Origin of the sequence: Streptomyces sp. NPDC093065 (assembly GCF_044754585.1) — a bacterium.
Lineage (GTDB): Bacteria > Actinomycetota > Actinomycetes > Streptomycetales > Streptomycetaceae > Streptomyces.
In genome coordinates this window covers 19425-36213 of sequence record NZ_JBIVPJ010000032.1, presented here as the reverse complement: position 1 = coordinate 36213, position 16789 = coordinate 19425, and the positions used below count along the sequence as shown (strand labels likewise).

10 protein-coding genes, 1 pseudogene and 1 riboswitch are annotated in these 16789 nt (G+C 69.5%); of the genes and pseudogenes, 3 read left to right on the top strand and 8 right to left on the bottom strand.

Annotated features, from left to right (window positions below):
- Positions 1-76 precede the first annotated feature (76 nt).
- The 4 genes from cydD to hisC form a co-directional block, all read right to left on the bottom strand.
- Entirely contained in the window at positions 77-3595 is a 3519-nt protein-coding gene (gene cydD / locus ACIQFU_RS35550) for a thiol reductant ABC exporter subunit CydD (protein WP_402557220.1), read from the bottom strand.
- 57 nt (positions 3596-3652) lie between these two features.
- Complete coding sequence (gene cydB, locus ACIQFU_RS35545; RefSeq protein ID WP_402557218.1) at positions 3653-4657, bottom strand: cytochrome d ubiquinol oxidase subunit II; 1005 nt, start codon at positions 4655-4657, stop codon at positions 3653-3655.
- 20 nt (positions 4658-4677) lie between these two features.
- Entirely contained in the window at positions 4678-6183 is a 1506-nt protein-coding gene (locus ACIQFU_RS35540) for a cytochrome ubiquinol oxidase subunit I (RefSeq protein ID WP_402557217.1), read from the bottom strand.
- A 290-nt stretch (positions 6184-6473) separates the two neighbouring features.
- Entirely contained in the window at positions 6474-7553 is a 1080-nt protein-coding gene (gene hisC / locus ACIQFU_RS35535) for a histidinol-phosphate transaminase (protein WP_402557215.1), read from the bottom strand.
- A 420-nt stretch (positions 7554-7973) separates the two neighbouring features.
- Here hisC and ACIQFU_RS35530 point away from each other — a divergent pair, with 420 nt between their 5' ends.
- The 3 genes from ACIQFU_RS35530 to ACIQFU_RS35520 all read left to right on the top strand — a co-directional run bounded on the left by ACIQFU_RS35530 (position 7974) and on the right by ACIQFU_RS35520 (position 11666).
- Positions 7974-9086, top strand: a complete 1113-nt coding sequence (locus ACIQFU_RS35530; RefSeq protein WP_402557214.1) for a LacI family DNA-binding transcriptional regulator — start codon at positions 7974-7976, stop codon at positions 9084-9086.
- Between the two features lie 399 nt (positions 9087-9485).
- Positions 9486-10592 carry a Ser/Thr/Tyr protein phosphatase SppA gene (gene sppA, locus ACIQFU_RS35525; protein WP_402557213.1) on the top strand — a complete coding sequence of 369 codons (1107 nt, stop codon included), beginning with the start codon at positions 9486-9488 and terminating at the stop codon, positions 10590-10592.
- 204 nt (positions 10593-10796) lie between these two features.
- Positions 10797-11666: a hypothetical protein gene (locus tag ACIQFU_RS35520; protein ID WP_402557211.1), complete on the top strand. Its 870-nt coding sequence runs from the start codon at positions 10797-10799 to the stop codon at positions 11664-11666.
- 24 nt (positions 11667-11690) lie between these two features.
- Here ACIQFU_RS35520 and ACIQFU_RS35515 read toward each other — a convergent pair whose 3' ends face one another.
- The 4 genes and pseudogenes from ACIQFU_RS35515 to thiC form a co-directional block, all read right to left on the bottom strand.
- Positions 11691-13166 (bottom strand): VWA domain-containing protein, encoded by a 1476-nt coding sequence (locus tag ACIQFU_RS35515; protein WP_402557210.1) that lies wholly within the window; start codon positions 13164-13166, stop codon positions 11691-11693.
- An 82-nt stretch (positions 13167-13248) separates the two neighbouring features.
- Positions 13249-13380, bottom strand: a pseudogene (locus ACIQFU_RS35510) (thiamine biosynthesis protein ThiC); the annotation flags it as partial.
- Between the two features lie 126 nt (positions 13381-13506).
- Positions 13507-14568 (bottom strand): pentapeptide repeat-containing protein, encoded by a 1062-nt coding sequence (locus tag ACIQFU_RS35505; RefSeq protein ID WP_402557208.1) that lies wholly within the window; start codon positions 14566-14568, stop codon positions 13507-13509.
- A 146-nt stretch (positions 14569-14714) separates the two neighbouring features.
- Positions 14715-16556 (bottom strand): phosphomethylpyrimidine synthase ThiC, encoded by a 1842-nt coding sequence (gene thiC, locus ACIQFU_RS35500; RefSeq protein ID WP_402557207.1) that lies wholly within the window; start codon positions 16554-16556, stop codon positions 14715-14717.
- A riboswitch (TPP riboswitch) is annotated at positions 16549-16738 on the bottom strand. Its footprint overlaps the gene before it by 8 nt.
- Positions 16739-16789 lie beyond the last annotated feature (51 nt).

Below are 16789 nucleotides of genomic sequence, written 5' to 3'. Positions count from 1 at the left end.
CCGAGCCTAATGAGACCTCTTTGTACAGGAAAGTCGGATTCCGGGATTCCTTCCGCCACCTTGATCGGACTACCGCTCACCGCGCCGCCACCAGCAACTCCGCCGCCGCCTCCCGCCCGGCCATCTCCCGCAACGCTCCCGGCACGGCCGCCAGCTCGGCGTACGTGCCCCGCTGCACGACCCGGCCCCGGTCCAGGACGATCACCTCGTCCACGGCCCGCAGCCCTGCCAGCCGGTGCGTGATCAGCAGGGTCGTACGGCCTTCGGTGGCGGCCAGCAGGTCGGCGGTGAGCGCGTCGGCGGTCGGCAGGTCTAGGTGCTCGGCGGGCTCGTCGAGCACCAGGACGGGGAAGTCGGCGAGCAGCGCCCGGGCCAGGGCCAGCCGCTGGCGCTGGCCGCCGGACAGCCGGGCCCCGTGCTCACCGACCAGCGTGTCCAGGCCGTCGGGCAGGCCGTCGGCCCACTCCAGCAGCCGCGCCCGCGCCAGTGCGTCGCGCAGCTCGCCCTCGGTGGCGTCCTTCCTGGCCAGAAGCAGGTTCTCGCGGACCGAGCTGTCGAAGAGGTGGGCGTCCTGGGCGCACAGCCCGACGAGCCGCCGTACGTCGTCGCCGGCCAGGGCGTAGGCGTCGACACCGGCCAGCGTGTAGGAGCCCGCGTCCGAGTCGAGGAAGCGCAGCAGAACCTGGGCCAGCGTCGTCTTGCCGGACCCGGACGGTCCGACCACGGCGACGCGGCGCCCCTGGGCCAGCGTGAGGTCCAGCCCCGCGAGCGCGTCCCTGTCCTGCCCGGCGTGACGCGCGGACAGTCCCTTGAGCACCACCGGGAACGGCGAGGCGGGTGCCTGCCGGGGCGCCGCCAGCTCCCGCACCGGCTCCGGGGCGTCGAGCACCTCGTACACCCGCTCGGCGCTCCTGAGCACCCGCTGCCGGTACTGCACGGCGAGCGGCAGCCCGAGTACGGCCTCGAAGGCGGCCAGCGGCGTGAGGACGACGACGGCCACGGCCACGCCGGCGAGTCGGCCGTCGGCGACCGCCTGGACACCGGCGAGGGCGGCACCCGCGACGGTCAGACCGGAGACGAGCGCGGTCAGTCCGTCGCCCAGCGCGGTGGCCGTGGCGGCACGCGAGGCGATCCCGGTGAGGGTGCCGTCGGCCCGTCGGGCCTCGGCGGCACGACCGGGCAGGGCACCGGCGACGGTCAGCTCGGCGGTGCCGGTGAGCAGGTCCGTCACCCGGGTGGCGAGCACACCCCTGGCGGGGGCGAGACTGCGCTCGGCACGCCGAGCCACCGCGGCGGTGACCAGCGGGACGCCGGCACCGGCCGCGAGCAGGCCGACCGCGAGTACGGCACCCGCCTCCGGCAGCAGCCAGGCCGTGAATCCCACCGATGCGGCGGAGACGATCAGCGCGCTGCCTGCGGGCAGCAGCCAGCGCAACCAGTAGTCCTGCAGGGCGTCGACGTCGGCGACGAGCCGGGACAGCAGGTCGCCCCGGCGGCTGCTGCGCAGCCCCGCGGGGGCCAGCCGCTCCAGCCTCCGGTACACGGCGACCCTCGTGTCGGCCAGCATCCGCAGCACTGCGTCGTGCGACACGAGCCGCTCCGCGTAGCGGAACACGGCCCGCCCGATGCCGAAGGCGCGCGTCGCCGTCACGGCCACCATCAGATACAGCACCGGCGGCTGCTCGGAGGCCCGCGAGATGAGGTACCCGGAGGTCGCCATCAGGCCGACGGCGCTGCCGAGGGCAAGGCTGCTGAGCAGCAGCGCCAGACCCAGCCGCCCGCTCCGGGCGCCGGACATGGCCCGGACCCGGGACAGCACGCCTCTCCGCACCTCGGGGGCGGGCTCGGCGCGCCGAGGGGACTCGGTGGCCGGCTCGTCGAAGGCGTCCGCTGCAGGTGTCCGCGTGCTTCCCTCCGCGGCGACCGGCTGCCCGCCGGTGTCCTCGGACGCGGCGACGACGGCCGGCGCCTCCAGCCGCACCACTCGGTCGGCCACCTCCAGCAGCGCCGGCCGGTGCACCACCAGCAGGACCGTCCGCCCCTGTGCCAGCCTGCGTACGGCGTCCACCACCTCGGACTCGGTGGCACCGTCCAGCGCCGCCGTCGGCTCGTCGAGCAGCAGTACCGGCCGGTCCGCGAGAAACGCTCTGGCCAGCGCGAGCCGCTGCCGCTGTCCCGCGGACAGACCGGTTCCGTCTTCCCCGAGGACCGTCGCCGTGCCCTCGGGCAGCGCGTCCACGAACTCCAGGGCGCCCGCGTCGCGCAGCGCCCGCCGTACGGCGGTGTCGTCGGCATCGGGCCGGGCCAGCCGTACGTTCTCCGCGATGGTGCCGGCGTACAGGTGCGGATGCTGCGGCACCCAGGCAACGTGGGCGTGCCACTGCGCCAGGTCGAGGGAGCCGAGGTCGGCTCCCCCGACCCGCACCCGTCCGCCGGTCGGGGGCACGAAGCCGAGGAGGGCGTTGAGGAGGGTCGACTTGCCCGCGCCGCTGGGGCCGACGAGCGCCACCGTCTCCCCGGGCTCGACGGTGAAGTTCACGTCCCTGACGGCCGCCGCGCCGCGTCCGGGATAGCGAACCGTCACGTCCTCGAAGGCCAGGGCACCGTCCGCCGGAACCCGGCCGGTCCCCGACGCCGGCACGGGCCGCTCCAGCACCGAGAAGATGTCCTCGGCGGCGGCAAGACCCTCGGCCGCCGCGTGGTACTGCGCCCCCACCTGCCGCAACGGCAGGTAGGCCTCGGGTGCGAGGACCAGCACGACCAGGCCGTCGTACAGGGCCATGTCACCGTGGACGAGGCGCATGCCGATGGTGACGGCGACGAGCGCCACGGACAGCGTGGCGAGCAGTTCCAGCGCGAAGGACGACAGGAAGGCGATCCGCAGGGTCCGCATGGTCGCCTGGCGGTACTCGCCGGTGATGTGTCTGATCGACTCGGCCTGTGCCTTGGCCCGGCCGAAGACCTTCAGCGTCGGCAGTCCCGCGACCACGTCCAGGAAGTGCCCGGACAGCCGCGACAGCAGTCGCCACTGGCGGTCCATCCGGGACTGGGTGGCCCAGCCGATCAGCATCATGAAGACCGGGATGAGCGGCAGGGTGCCGACGATGATGGCCGCCGAGACCCAGTCCTCGGTGACGACGCGGGCCAGCACTGCCACGGGCACGACCACTGCGAGGCCCAGTTGCGGCAGGTAGCGCGAGAAATAGTCGTCGAGGGCGTCGACGCCCCGGGTGGCGAGGGCGACCAGCGACCCGGTCCGCTGACCGCTCAGCCAGCCGGGGCCGAGCGCGGTGGCACGCTCCAGAAGCCGGCCCCGCAGCTCCGACTTCACCGCCGCGCTCGCCCGGTGCGCGGCCAGTTCGGTGAGCCAGCCGACCAGCGCCCGACCGCAGGCGACGGCCACCAACAGCAGCAGCGGGGTGCGGAGTCCGCCGGCCGTCGTGCCGTGCTGGAAGGCGCCGACCACCACCTCGGCGATGAGCATCGCCTGCGCGACGAGCAGTCCGGCTCCGACGGCACCCAGGGCGACTACCGCCGCCAGGAAGAAGCGGGTGGCGCGGGCATACCGCAGAAGACGTGGATCGATGGGTTTCACGTGAAACAGGCCTTCCTGTCCTGCGGGGGCGTTTCACGTGAAACGCCCCCGCAGGGCTCAGTGCGCGGCGTCGGCGAGGTGCTGGGTGCCGATGCGCTTGCGGAACACCCAGTACGTCCAGCCCTGGTAGAGCAGGACGACCGGCGTGGCGATCACGGCCAGCCAGGTCATGATCTTCAGCGTGTAGGCGCTGGACGAGGCGTTGGTGACGGTGAGGCTCCAGTCCGCGTTCAGCGTGGACGGCATGACGTTCGGGAAGAGCGTCAGGAAGAGCATCGCCACGGCGGCCACGATGGTGACGCCGGACAGGGCGAACGACCAGCCCTCGCGCCCGGCCTGGTTCGCCACCAGTGCGGCGACCAGGGCGGCGACGGCCACCACGAGGGCGGCCAGGCTCTTGGCGTCCCCGCTGTCGGCCTGGGTCCAGAGCAGGAAGGCAAGGGCCAGCACGGCCGTGAGCAGACCGACGCGCAGCGCCAGGGTCCGCGCCCGCTCACGGATCTCACCGACGGTCTTGAGGGCGGTGAACACCGTCCCGTGGAAGGTGAACAGCGTCAGCGTCACCAGGCCGCCGAGGAGGGCGTACGGGTTGAGCAGGTCCCAGACCGAGCCGACGTACTCCAGGTCCCGGTCGATCTCCACGCCGTGGACGATGTTGCCGAAGGCCACGCCCCACAGGAACGCGGGGATCAGCGAGGTCCAGAAGATCGCGGTCTCCCAGTTGCGCTGCCACCTCTCCTCGGACCGCTTCACGCGGTACTCGAAGGCGACGCCCCGGACGATCAGGCAGACCAGGATGACCAGCAGCGGAAGGTAGAACCCGGAGAAGAGGGTGGCGTACCACTCGGGGAAGGCGGCGAAGGTGGCACCGCCGGCCGTGAGCAGCCAGACCTCGTTGCCGTCCCACACGGGGCCGATGGTGTTGATCAGCACCCGCTTCTCGGCCCGGTTCCGGGCGAGCAGCCTGGTGAGCACACCGACTCCGAAGTCGAAGCCCTCCAGGAAGAAGTAGCCGGTCCACAGGACGGCGATCAGAACGAACCAGACGTCGTGCAGTTCCATGACTGTGCAGCTCCCTCGGCCTAGTACGAGAAGGCCATCGGCTTGTCGGCGTCACGGAGATCGCCGCCGATCTTCGTGGGCGGGTTGAGGTCGGCCTCGGTCAGCTCGGGCGGACCCGCCTTCACGTACTTCGCCAGGAGCTTGACCTCGATGACGGCCAGGACGGCGTACAGCAGGGTGAAGACGGACATCGAGATGACGACCTCGGCGGTGGAGACCCCGGGGGAGACGGCGTCGCGGGTCTGCATCACGCCGTAGACCACCCAGGGCTGCCGGCCCATCTCCGTGAAGATCCAGCCCCAGGAGTTGGCTATCAGGGGGAAGGCCATCGTCCACAGCGCCAGCAGCCAGTACATCCGGGTGAGCTTCGCCCCCAGCGGCTTCTTCAGCAGCACCAGATGCGGCACCTCGTCCTCTCCGGTGCGCAGGGCCGGTGGCAGCAGGAACCGCTTCCGGGTCAGCCACAGGCCCAGCAGACCGAGTGAGAAGGACGCCATGCCGAAGCCGATCATCCAGCGGAAGCCCCAGTAGGCGACGGGGACGATGGGCTTGTAGTCACCGGGGCCGAACTGCTCCTGGAGGGCCTTGTTGGTGTCGTTGACGCCGGGCACATAGGACTCGAAGTCGCTGTGCGCGAGGAAGGAGAGCAGTCCGGGGATCTCCAGGGCGACCTTGTTGTGCCCCTTGTCGACGTCCCCGTAGGCGAACACCGAGAACGGTGCCGGCTCCTCGCCGTCCCACAGGGCCTCGGCGGCGGCCATCTTCATCGGCTGCTGCTCGTACATGACCTTGCCGAGGGTGTCGCCACTGACCGCGGTGAGCAGGCCGCCGACCGCCAGGGTCACCAGGCCGAGCCGGAGCGAGGTACGCATCACCGGGATGTGCTTCTTGCGCATCAGGTGGAAGGCGGCGATGCCGACCATGAAGGCGCCACCCGTGAGGAAGGCAGCCGAGAAGCTGTGGAAGACCTGGTTGAGGGTGGTGTTCTGGGTGAGGACCTGCCAGAAGTCGGTGAGTTCGGCGCGGCCCTTCTCCTCGTTGATCCGGTAGCCGACGGGGTGCTGCATCCAGGAGTTGGCCGCGAGGATGAAGTACGCCGACAGCAGGGTCCCGATCGAGACCATCCAGATGCAGGCCAGGTGGATCTTCTTCGGCAGCCTGTCCCAGCCGAAGATCCACAGGCCGATGAAGGTGGACTCGAAGAAGAAGGCGATCAGCGCCTCGAAGGCCAGCGGAGCACCGAAGACATCTCCGACGAAGCGGGAGTAGTCGGACCAGTTCATGCCGAACTGGAACTCCTGCACGATGCCGGTGACGACGCCCATCGCGATGTTGATCAGGAAGAGCTTGCCCCAGAACTTGGTCGCCCTGAGGTACTTCTCCTTCTCCGTGCGGACCCAGGCGGTCTGCAGTCCGGCCGTCAGGGCGGCCAGCGAGATCGTCAGCGGGACGAACAGGAAGTGGTAGACGGTCGTGATGCCGAACTGCCATCGCGCCAGCGTCTCCGGCGCCAGAGCCATGTCCACGTCGTCACTCTCCTTACCTCACCACATCGCCGTGTTCAGCGGCATTTTGAGCGCGTTTGTCACACCCAACGCGGGCGCAACCGGGACACGCTTGTGAACGCGTTCACATTCACAAGCAATTATGACCTACAGCTTTTAGACACCGGAAGGGGGGTCCCCTGTGACGTCAACCCCTTCGCCGGACCTTCGGCGAACCGCTGGACCCGAAGGTTGGGAGACGGCCCCACGGCATACAGAAATCGCGGAACGGCAGTGGCCGTCCCGCGACTCCTCGTCCCGCCTCGCGGGGGCTACAACTCCTTGCGGAACTCCTCCGACACCTTCAGGAAGAGGTCGTTCGCCTCGCCCTCCCCGACCGTCACGCGCACACCCTCACCCGCGAAGGGGCGGATGACCACACCGGCCCGCTCGCAGGCGTCGGCGAAGGCGAGCGTGCGCTCCCCCAGCCGCAGCCAGACGAAGTTGGCCTGGGTCTCCGGCACCGTCCAGCCCTGCGCGCGCAGCGCGTCGACCACCCGGGTGCGCTCGCACACCAGCGAGCCGACCCGGCCGATCAGCGCGTCCTCCGCGCGCAGCGAGGCGATCGCCGCCTCCTGGGCGATCTGGCTGACCCCGAAGGGCACCGCCGTCTTGCGCAGCGCCGCCGCCACCGGCTCGTGGGCGATCGCGAACCCGACCCGCAGCCCCGCCAGGCCGTAGGCCTTGGAGAAGGTGCGCAGGACGCAGACGTTGGGCCGCTCACGGTAGAACTCGACGCCGTCCGGGACCTCGGCGTCGCGGATGAACTCGCGGTAGGCCTCGTCCAGGACCACCAGCACGTCGCTCGGCACCCGGTCCAGGAACCGCTCCAGCTCGGCCCGCCGCACCACCGTGCCGGTCGGGTTGTTGGGGTTGCAGACGAAGATCATCCGGGTCCGGTCGGTGATCGCGTCCGCCATCGCGTCGAGGTCGTGCACCTCGCCCGGCGTCAGCGGGACCTGCACGGACGTCGCCCCGCTGATCTGCGCGACGATCGGGTACGCCTCGAAGGAGCGCCAGGCGTAGATCACCTCGTCGCCGGGGCCCGAGGTCGCCTGGATCAGCTGCTGCGCCACACCGACCGACCCGGTGCCGGTGGCCAGGTGGGAAAGGGGCACGCCGAACCGGTCCGACAGCTCGGCCATCAGCGACGTGCAGGCCATGTCCGGATACCGGTTGAAGGAGGCGGCAGCGGCCGTCACCGTCTCCATCACCCCCGGCAGGGGCGGGTAAGGGTTCTCGTTGGAGGACAGCTTGTAGGCCACCGGGCCGCCGGCCGCGGCGGGCTTGCCCGGCTTGTAGGTGGGAATCCCCTCCAGCTCGGCGCGCAGCTTGGGGCTCTTCTCGCTCACCGCAGTCCTCCTCGTGACCACCACCGGCATCGAATACTTCTCACCCTATGAGGATTCGCCGCCGCTGCGTATAGGTGGACCGGACCCGATGCCGGGTGGCCGAACCTCATCCGTCACAGCGGCATCAGGGGCATCAGCACACGAAGGCGCACGATTCGGGGGGCGCGCCGCACATATATCTACGCGCCGGTGGCTCGCGCCGTGGCGCGCATCCCTCGTGCAGGTGAGTTGAGACCTCTTCGCAACATCCAACCCTTGGCAGGCCCTCACTGGTCAACACGTCAGGTAATGGGATGGGTGGACCCAACTAGCTTTCTTTCCAAGGCTGTTCACCGTTAATGATCATGCAGAAACGTGACTGTCAACGCGTGCATATGCGTCCGCACTACCCCACCCCATGAGCCCTACTATCGGCTCGCCATGACAGCAGCAGGGAAGCACCAGGTGAGCCGCGCGGAAACCTCACGTCGAGGCAGCCGGCCGGGCCGGGCGGGTATCAGGGACGTGGCCGCCGCCGCCGGAGTATCCATCACTACCGTCTCCGATGCCCTCAACGGCAAGGGCCGACTCCCGGATGCCACCCGGCGCCATGTGCGCGAGGTCGCCGACCGTCTGGGCTACCGGCCCTCGGCCGCCGCCCGCACGCTCCGCACCGGCAAGTCCGGACTGATCGGCCTGACCGTGACGACGTACGGGGATGAACCTTTCACCTTCACCGAGTTCGCGTACTTCGCCGAAATGGCGCGCGCCGCCACGTCGGCCGCGCTCGCCCGCGGCTACGCCCTCGTCATCCTCCCGGCGACCTCCCGTCACGACGTGTGGTCCAACGTCGCGCTCGACGGCACGGTCGTCATCGACCCCTCGGACCACGACCCGGTCGTCAGCGAACTGGTCCGCCAGGGGCTGCCCGTCGTGTCCGACGGCCGCCCGGCCGGTTCACTGCCGGTCACCGCCTGGGTCGACAACGACCACGAGGCGGCCGTACTCGGCATCCTGGACCACCTCGCCGACGCCGGCGCCCGCAGGATCGGCCTGCTCACCGGCACCACGACCGACACGTACACGCACCTGTCGACCACCGCCTACCTGCGCTGGTGCGAGCGCGTCGGCCAGGACCCGGTCTACGAGTCCTACCCCGCGCACGACCCGTGCGCCGGCGCGGTAGCCGCCGACCGGCTGCTCGCCCGCCCCGACCGGCCCGACGCCGTCTACGGCCTGTTCGACCCGAACGGCACCGACCTGCTCGCCGCCGCCCGCCGCTACGGTCTGCGCGTCCCCGAGGACCTGCTGCTGGTCTGCTGCAGCGAGTCCACCGTGTACGCCAGCACCGAGCCGCCCATCACCACCCTGTCGCTGAAGCCCCGGCGCATCGGCACCGCGGTGATCCAGGTCCTCATCGACGCGATCGAGGGGCTGCACACCGACCAGCCGGTCGAGCAGGTGATACCGACTGAACTGATCGTGCGTACGTCGTCGCAGCGGCGGCCACCACGCACGACGGTCAGCCCGCCGCGGTCGCCGGAGGGCGAATAGGGCGGCCCTGCGGGCCGGGGCCGTACCCACGACCCGACCGGGACACGTCCCCGCGGCCGACGCGCCACCGAGCGGCGCACCGCGCGGCGGCGCGTCCCGGTCGCGGGCGGGAGCGCCGAAGGACGGCGAGGGGCGACGACGCGGAACAACGGCAACGACGCGGAACGGCGGCGAAACAGGGCGGCGAACGCCACATCCGGCACGTCCGGAACACGACCGGACCCCGGTTACGGACGGGCGAAGCCAGGCCCAATCGGGGCGAAAGCCGCGGGGAACCGGAGTCCTGTCCTGATTCACCACCCCTGGGTCATCACACAGCGCGATCCGCATTCCTATGATGGGCCCACACACCGCGGGCCGCTGCGACCAGGCAGTCCGAAGCGGTGCAGATGCGGCGCGATGGTGGAGGGGTCGATGACTCAGGGGGCCGGTCAGGGACCCGAGGTGGAGCGGACGGCGACGGTGCGCGACTTCCGAGTGCCCGCGTACGTCCACGATGCCGCTCCGTACGCTGGCCCCGGCATGCACACGGGCGAGTCGGCGCCTCCCTCCGAGGAGGGGCTCGACGAGGCCCTCCCCGACGGCTACACGCCCACCCAGCGCGATCTGCCCGTCATCCGTCGTGGTGACACGGTCCAGGTCGCGGTCGACCCCGAGCCGGTCGCGGTGCAGCAGCCCGTCACCGGTCAGGGCCCCCTGTTCGTCGTCGGCGACGTGCACGGCTACCTCGACGAGCTGCTGGCCGCCCTGCGGGAGAAGGACCTCGTCGACGACGCCGGCCAGTGGTGCGCGGGCACCTCCCGGCTGTGGTTCCTCGGTGACTTCACCGACCGCGGCCCGGACGGCATCGGCGTCATCGACCTGGTGATGCGGCTGTCCGCGGAGGCCGCCGCGGCCGGCGGATACTGCAAGGCGCTGATGGGCAACCACGAACTGCTGCTGCTCGGCGCCAAGCGGTTCGGCGACACCCCCGTCAACTCCGGCGCGGGCACCGCCACCTTCCAGGCCGCCTGGCTGCTGAACGGCGGCCAGAAGACCGACATGGACCGCCTGCAGGACCACCACCTGCAGTGGATGGCCCGCCTCGACGCCATGGAAGAGGTGGACGACCACCTCCTGGTCCACTCGGACGCCACCACCTACCTCGACTACGGCCGCTCCATCGAAGAGGTCAACGACACCGTCCGCGAGACGCTCACGCGCAACGACGCCGAGGAGGTGTGGGACCTGTTCCGCAAGCTCACCAAGCGCTTCTCCTTCCGCGACGAGGGCGGCGCCGACGCCGTGCGCTCACTGCTCGACACATACGGCGGCACCCGGATCGTCCACGGCCACAGCCCCATCCCCTACCTGCTGGGCGAAGTGGGCTCCGAGGACGGCGAGGACGACACCCGTACGGTCGTCGAGGGCCCGCACGTCTACGCGGACGGCCTGGCCATCGCGATGGACGGCGGCGTCACCATGGCCGGAAAGCTGCTGGTCCAGCAACTCCCGCTGGGATCCTGACCATTCGTCGTACGGGCTTCGCGGCGGTTTCGCGCGGGCTTTCCGGGAGCGCCGTCCTCACGAAGCGGCACCCAATTTCTGGAAACCCCCTGTCACCCTCCACCGTCACCGCTCTACCATCGGCTTATCCGTAGCAGGCTCCCCTCCGTTTCTGCCCGACGGCTCGTTGGCATGCGAGCCCCAAGCCCTACGGAGCATCGGGGGATGCACATGAACAGCGTTCCGCAGTACCTGTCGAACGAGGACCGCCAAGAGTACGAGCGGGTCCTCGACGGGGCGCTGCGCTCCGCACCACACCGCCCGGAACTGGCCGCTGTCGGTCAGCGGCTCAACTCCGAACAGCTGCGCACCATGGCACTCAACGCATCCGCCCTCATCACGGCGGCGGCCACGACCGAGTACCAGCACTACGTGAAGGTCCGCGAGGAATCGCGCCAACCGGCTCCGTCGGGCCCGTCGACCACCGCGCGCGGACCCGGCTCCCAGGAGCCAGGCACAGGCGCGGGGGGACTCGCCGCCACCATGGGCGAGATGGCCGAGGCGACGGGCGCGGGGGCCGTCGCCGTCGTCGCCGTCCTGGCACCGGTCCTGGCCGGCACCGCCGCGGCGATCTTCCTCCTGGTCGGCTACCTCCTCAAGATGCTCGACCCCGGGCAGACCTTCGCGCAGACCATGCTCACCACGGGGTGGGTGTTCGGCGCCGTCACCGCGGTGGCGATCCTCGTCGCCGCGGTCGGACTGCTGCTCACCGCGCTGCGCAACCGCCCCTCCGCCGAGTCCGCCTTCTACACCGCGCGCGACGAGGAGGTGGCCCGGGCCAGGGACGCCTGGCACGAGGCCCTGCTGGAACGCGGCATCCTGCCCTTCCTGCGGGAGGCGCTCAGCGACCCGGGTGCGGCGGCGCTGCACCGTGCGGGGCCGGCGGCCCCGAGCAGCCGCATGCCGCACCTCGGCTACGGCCGCCCCGGGTTCAGCAGCCCCGACGGCGGCTCCGACGCGGGCTCGCGTCCGAGCTACTCGAGCCCGGACTACAGCAGTCCGGACTTCGGCGGCCCGGAACACCGGCCCGAGTAGCCACCGGCACGGGCGGGCAGCGACTCAGAGGATGCCCGCCCGGCCGGCGGCAGTGATCCAGGACGGGAACTCGGACAGCAGGCGGTCGTACAACTCCGCGTCCGGTACGGTGCCGATGTCGTCGACGGCGAAGAAGCCCACGTTGTCGACGCGACGGCCCGGCAGGGTGTCGAACCGCTCCAGTACCCCGTAGCCGGCCCGCCCCAGCCCGACGAACTGCCAGAAGACGGGTTCCTCCACGGCCTCCCGCAGCTCCCGCTCGATCTCGGCGTTACGGTAGACACCGCCGTCGGAGAAGAACAGCACCAGGGTCGGCACCGGCGCCGGGTCGGCCCGGACGAAGGCGCGGACCTCGGCGATCACCTTCTGCTCCTCGTTCTGGATGCCGACCGCCCGCATGTCGACTTGCTCGGGGTGCAGACCCTTCTTCCTGCCCCGCCGGAACAGGCTGATCTCCCCCACGCGGACATGCAGCCGCAGCCACTCCGGCAGCTCGCCCAGGCGCAGGTCGGGCAGGCGCGCCGGGTTCGAGGCGAAGGTCCATGCCTGCATCTCCCCGTCGTCGTCCAACTGCGCGGCCACGGCGGCCATCCGCTCCACGACGTCCGCGACGACGCCCTTGGAGTAGAGGGGGGCCATGGACCCGGAGGCGTCCAGTACGAGGACCACACGCGCGGTGACACCGGCTGCTCCGTGCTTGCTCAGGCTGACCGCCACCTGCTCCTTGCGCAGGGACAGCCGCTTGCGCATGTCCACGGGGAGGCGTTCCTCGCCCTTGGTGAGACGGGGACCGGTGGCGGCCGACGGCGCGCTGGGCGGTACGGGCGGCGCGCTCCGCGGTACGGGCGGCGCAGGGGGCATCGGCGGGGCTACCGGCGCCGCGGACGGCGGGGACGCCGGGGGAGCGGTGGTCGTCGGCGCGCCGGGGGCAGGGGCGGGAGCCGCCGCCGGGGGAGTGTCGTCCACGGTGATGCCGAAGTCCGTGGCCAGCCCCGCGAGTCCGGCGGCGTATCCCTGTCCGACCGCGCGGAACTTCCACGACCCCTGGCGCCGGTACAACTCGCCGCCGACCAGAGCGGTCTCCGGCCCGGCCGTGATGTCGAACCGGGCCAGCTCGGCACCGGTCCCGGTGTCCAGCATCCGCAGCGACAGCCCCGGAACCCGGCCGAACGTCCCGCCGTCAGCCGAGGCGCACAGGACGATGCGCTCGACGGCCGTTTCCACCGACCGCAGATCCACCTCGACGGCATCGCTCGTCACGCCCGCGTCCCCGCCGGGGCCGCCCCGCTTGCCCAGGTGCCGTACCGCGCCGGACGTGTGACGGGGCTGGTTGTAGAAGACGAAGTCACCGTCATCCCGCACCCGTCCGGCCGAGGTGAGCAGCAGCGCGGAGGCGTCGACCTCCGGGACGCCCGGCCCTGCGGACCACACCAGTTCGACGCGCACCGCGGGGGAGGCGACGGCGATGTTGGCACCCTTGCTCAGTGAGGTGGCTGTCATGCCTCCAGTCTGCCGAGCGGGACCCCTGGGCGGGGAGAGGGACGGCCCTGCGGCCTGTCCCCCCCTCCCCGCACCCGGGCGCTCAGTCCGTGATCGGCAGGTACACGCGGTTGCCCGCCGCCGCGAACTCCTTCGACTTCTGCGCCATGCCCTGCTCGATCTCGCCCTTGCTGCCTCCGTGCTCCCGGCGAATGTCCTGCGAGATCTTCATGGACGACAACACCCGTCATGATGCCTATGTTCTCCTACTCAATGCCGGGAGACTCTACGCCCAGGACCGGCACTCACGACCGTCGAAGCGGCGCGATGCTCCCTTTGGCTTTCTCAAGCTCTTCGAGACTCATCCCTGGGGGAAGGTCCTGGATTTGAGAAAGAGCCGCAGTGGCGAGTTGTTCGATGCGTAGGCCCTGCGAGGAGGATAGATGCACGTTTTCAGCACGGCACCCCTGAGATTAGCGCCATGGAACTCGGCAGATGCTACTTGAGTGCCAATGAAGGCAGCGCCCTGAAGATTGGTTTCCCTCAGGCGAGCCCGCTCCATCTTGGCGTAAGAAAAGACGGCGTTTCTGGCGTCAGCCTGCCATAGTGTGGTTTCTTCCATGTCGGCCCGGTAGAAAATTGCCCCGTTGAGGTGCGTGAAAGAGAAGTCCGCGTTGTGCAGTGCAGCGCCCTGGAAGACCGCATCCCTCATAAAAGACCGGGCGAAGTAGGCCCGCTGCAAACGAGCGCCCCTCAGGTCTGCCTGATCGAGCTTGGCATCGCTGAAGTCCGCACCACGGAGATCTGTGTGACGAAGGTCGATGTAGATGGGAACGTCATCATGGATCGGTCGTCGGCCAAGAACAGTTAGCGCAGCTTGTACGTCCTCATTAGGCTTAACATCCTTCTCGTCTGAGCCCTCTTCGTTCCCAGCAGCGGCGTGCTGTCGAACAAAGGCTGCCAGCACTTCGACCACGGTTGCGTGATCTTTCTTGGAGTCTCGCATTATACGCTCTAGCGCATAAATGCCGCCAAGTCGCTCCGTGACGTTCTCCGACGCCACGAGCTTGATTGCTTCAACGTACCTTTCGGTGACCTGACCTTCACGAGTTAGTTCAGACTGCTCCTGATCACGAACCCTCGTATGCTCAAACTGCTCTTGTACCTGTTCGTACTGCCGCAAACCCAAGAAATGGTTGCGGTGGGTGTAGTAAAGGCTGACAGCGGCTACCGCCCCCGCGCCGAGCGCAACGAGCATGGTGCGGAAGCCCGTGATGACAACACCGTCGGCCGGCTGAAGGTTTGTGCTACGGAGGTGGGCGCCATCGACCCACCAGGGGCCGTGCCAAAGCAGCAGGATGTACCCGACGACCGCCGGGACAGCGACCACAGTGAAGGCGATTCGCTTCATCTTCGGCTTCATGCCGAGCAGGATGACCCCTGCCGCTGTCCTCCAGCCTCCGAACAGTGCATTTCAGAGCAGAAATTGAGGTCGGCGAGACACGGTGTTCTGCACTCCAGGCCAGGCGGAAGGCCAACCAGAGAGTGCAGACCACCGCTAGGTGAGAGTCAGTCTGCGAGCGGCAGGTACACCCGGTTCCCGCTCTCGGCGAACTCCTTCGACTTCTGGAGCATCCCCGCAGCGACCTCGTCAGCCGTCGCCCCCGCAGCCGCCGTGCCGCCGAACTGCTCTGTGATGCTTTGACTAATCTTCATGGAGCAGAACTTGGGCCCGCACATGGAGCAGAAGTGGGCCGTCTTGGCGGGCTCGGCCGGCAGCGTCTCGTCGTGGAACTCCCGTGCCGTGTCCGGGTCGAGGGCCAGGTTGAACTGGTCCTCCCACCGAAACTCGAACCGGGCGTCCGACAGCGCGTCGTCCCACTCCTGCGCACCTGGGTGACCCTTGGCGAGGTCGGCGGCATGGGCGGCGATCTTGTAGGTGATGACGCCGGTCTTGACGTCGTCACGGTTGGGCAGCCCCAGGTGTTCCTTGGGCGTGACGTAGCAGAGCATGGCCGTGCCCCACCAGGCGATCATCGCGGCACCGATGCCGGAGGTGATGTGGTCGTACGCCGGCGCGACGTCCGTCGTCAGCGGGCCGAGGGTATAGAACGGAGCTTCATCGCAGATCTCCTGCTGAAGGTCGATGTTCTCCTTGATCTTGTGCATCGGAACGTGTCCCGGGCCTTCGATCATGGTCTGTACGTTGCAACGCTTGGCGATCCGGTTGAGTTCCCCGAGAGTGCGCAACTCGGCGAACTGCGCCTCGTCGTTGGCGTCCGCGATCGATCCGGGCCGCAGGCCGTCGCCGAGGGAGTACGTGACGTCGTAGGCGGCGAGGATCTCGCAGAGTTCCTCGAAGTTCTCGTACAGGAACGACTCCCTGTGGTGCGCCAGGCACCACGCCGCCATGATCGAGCCGCCGCGCGAGACGATGCCGGTCTTGCGGTTCGCGGTCAGCGGGACGTACGGAAGGCGCACTCCCGCGTGGACCGTCATGTAGTCCACGCCCTGCTCGGCCTGTTCGATCACGGTGTCCTTGTAAATCTCCCAGCTCAGCTCCTCGGCCCGGCCGTCGACCTTCTCCAGGGCCTGGTAGAGCGGCACGGTTCCGATGGGAACGGGAGAGTTGCGCAGGACCCACTCGCGCGTGGTGTGGATGTTGCGGCCGGTGGAAAGGTCCATGACCGTGTCGGCGCCCCACCGGGTCGCCCAGGTCATCTTCTCCACCTCCTCCTCGATGGAGGACGTCACCGCCGAGTTACCGATGTTGGCGTTGACCTTCACCAGGAACCGCTTGCCGATGATCATCGGCTCGATCTCGGGATGGTTGACGTTGGCGGGCAGTACGGCACGTCCCGCGGCGATCTCCTCGCGGACCACTTCCGGTGAGACGTTCTCCCGGACGGCCACGTACTCCATCTCCGGGGTGATCTCGCCCCGTCGCGCGTACGCGAGCTGCGTCACCGCGACCCCGTTCCGGCTCCGGCGCGGCTGGCGCGGGCGGCCTGGGAAGACGGCGTCCAGGTTGCGCAGGCCGCCGCGCGGCGAGGTGTGCTTGACTCCGTCGTCCTCGGGACGGACGGGACGGCCCGCGTACTCCTCGGTGTCGCCGCGGGCGATGATCCAGTTCTCCCGCAGCGGGGCCAGTCCCCTGCGGACATCGGTGTCGACGAGTGGATCGGTGTACGGGCCCGAGGTGTCGTACAGCGTGACCGACTGCCCGTTGGTGAGGTGCACCTGACGGACCGGCACCCGCAGATCGGGGCGCGAGCCCTCGACGTACGCCTTGTGCCAGCCGATGGACTTCCCGGCCTCCGCGCTCTCGGTGTTCGCGTTCTCGGTGTCCGCGGTGTCCGCCTGGGCGGAGTTCTGCGTGGAGGCAGGCGTGCGTGCGTCCTTGATGGTCATGAGACCTACTCCCTACGCCGGCATTACCCGGTAACAGGTTCGGCGGTCGACGCAGCGGCTTCCGTCCGACGGTGTTTCGTGGGATACGTCACTCGACTTCGGTGACGTTTCCCGTGAAACATCGCTGGGACGGAGGTCAGCGCCCTCTCAGCCCGGTGCTCCGAGCTCCCGCGTGTACAAAGGTGCCTCCACGCTAGCGCCCATTCGGGCGCGGTGAACAGAGGGCCCCCCTC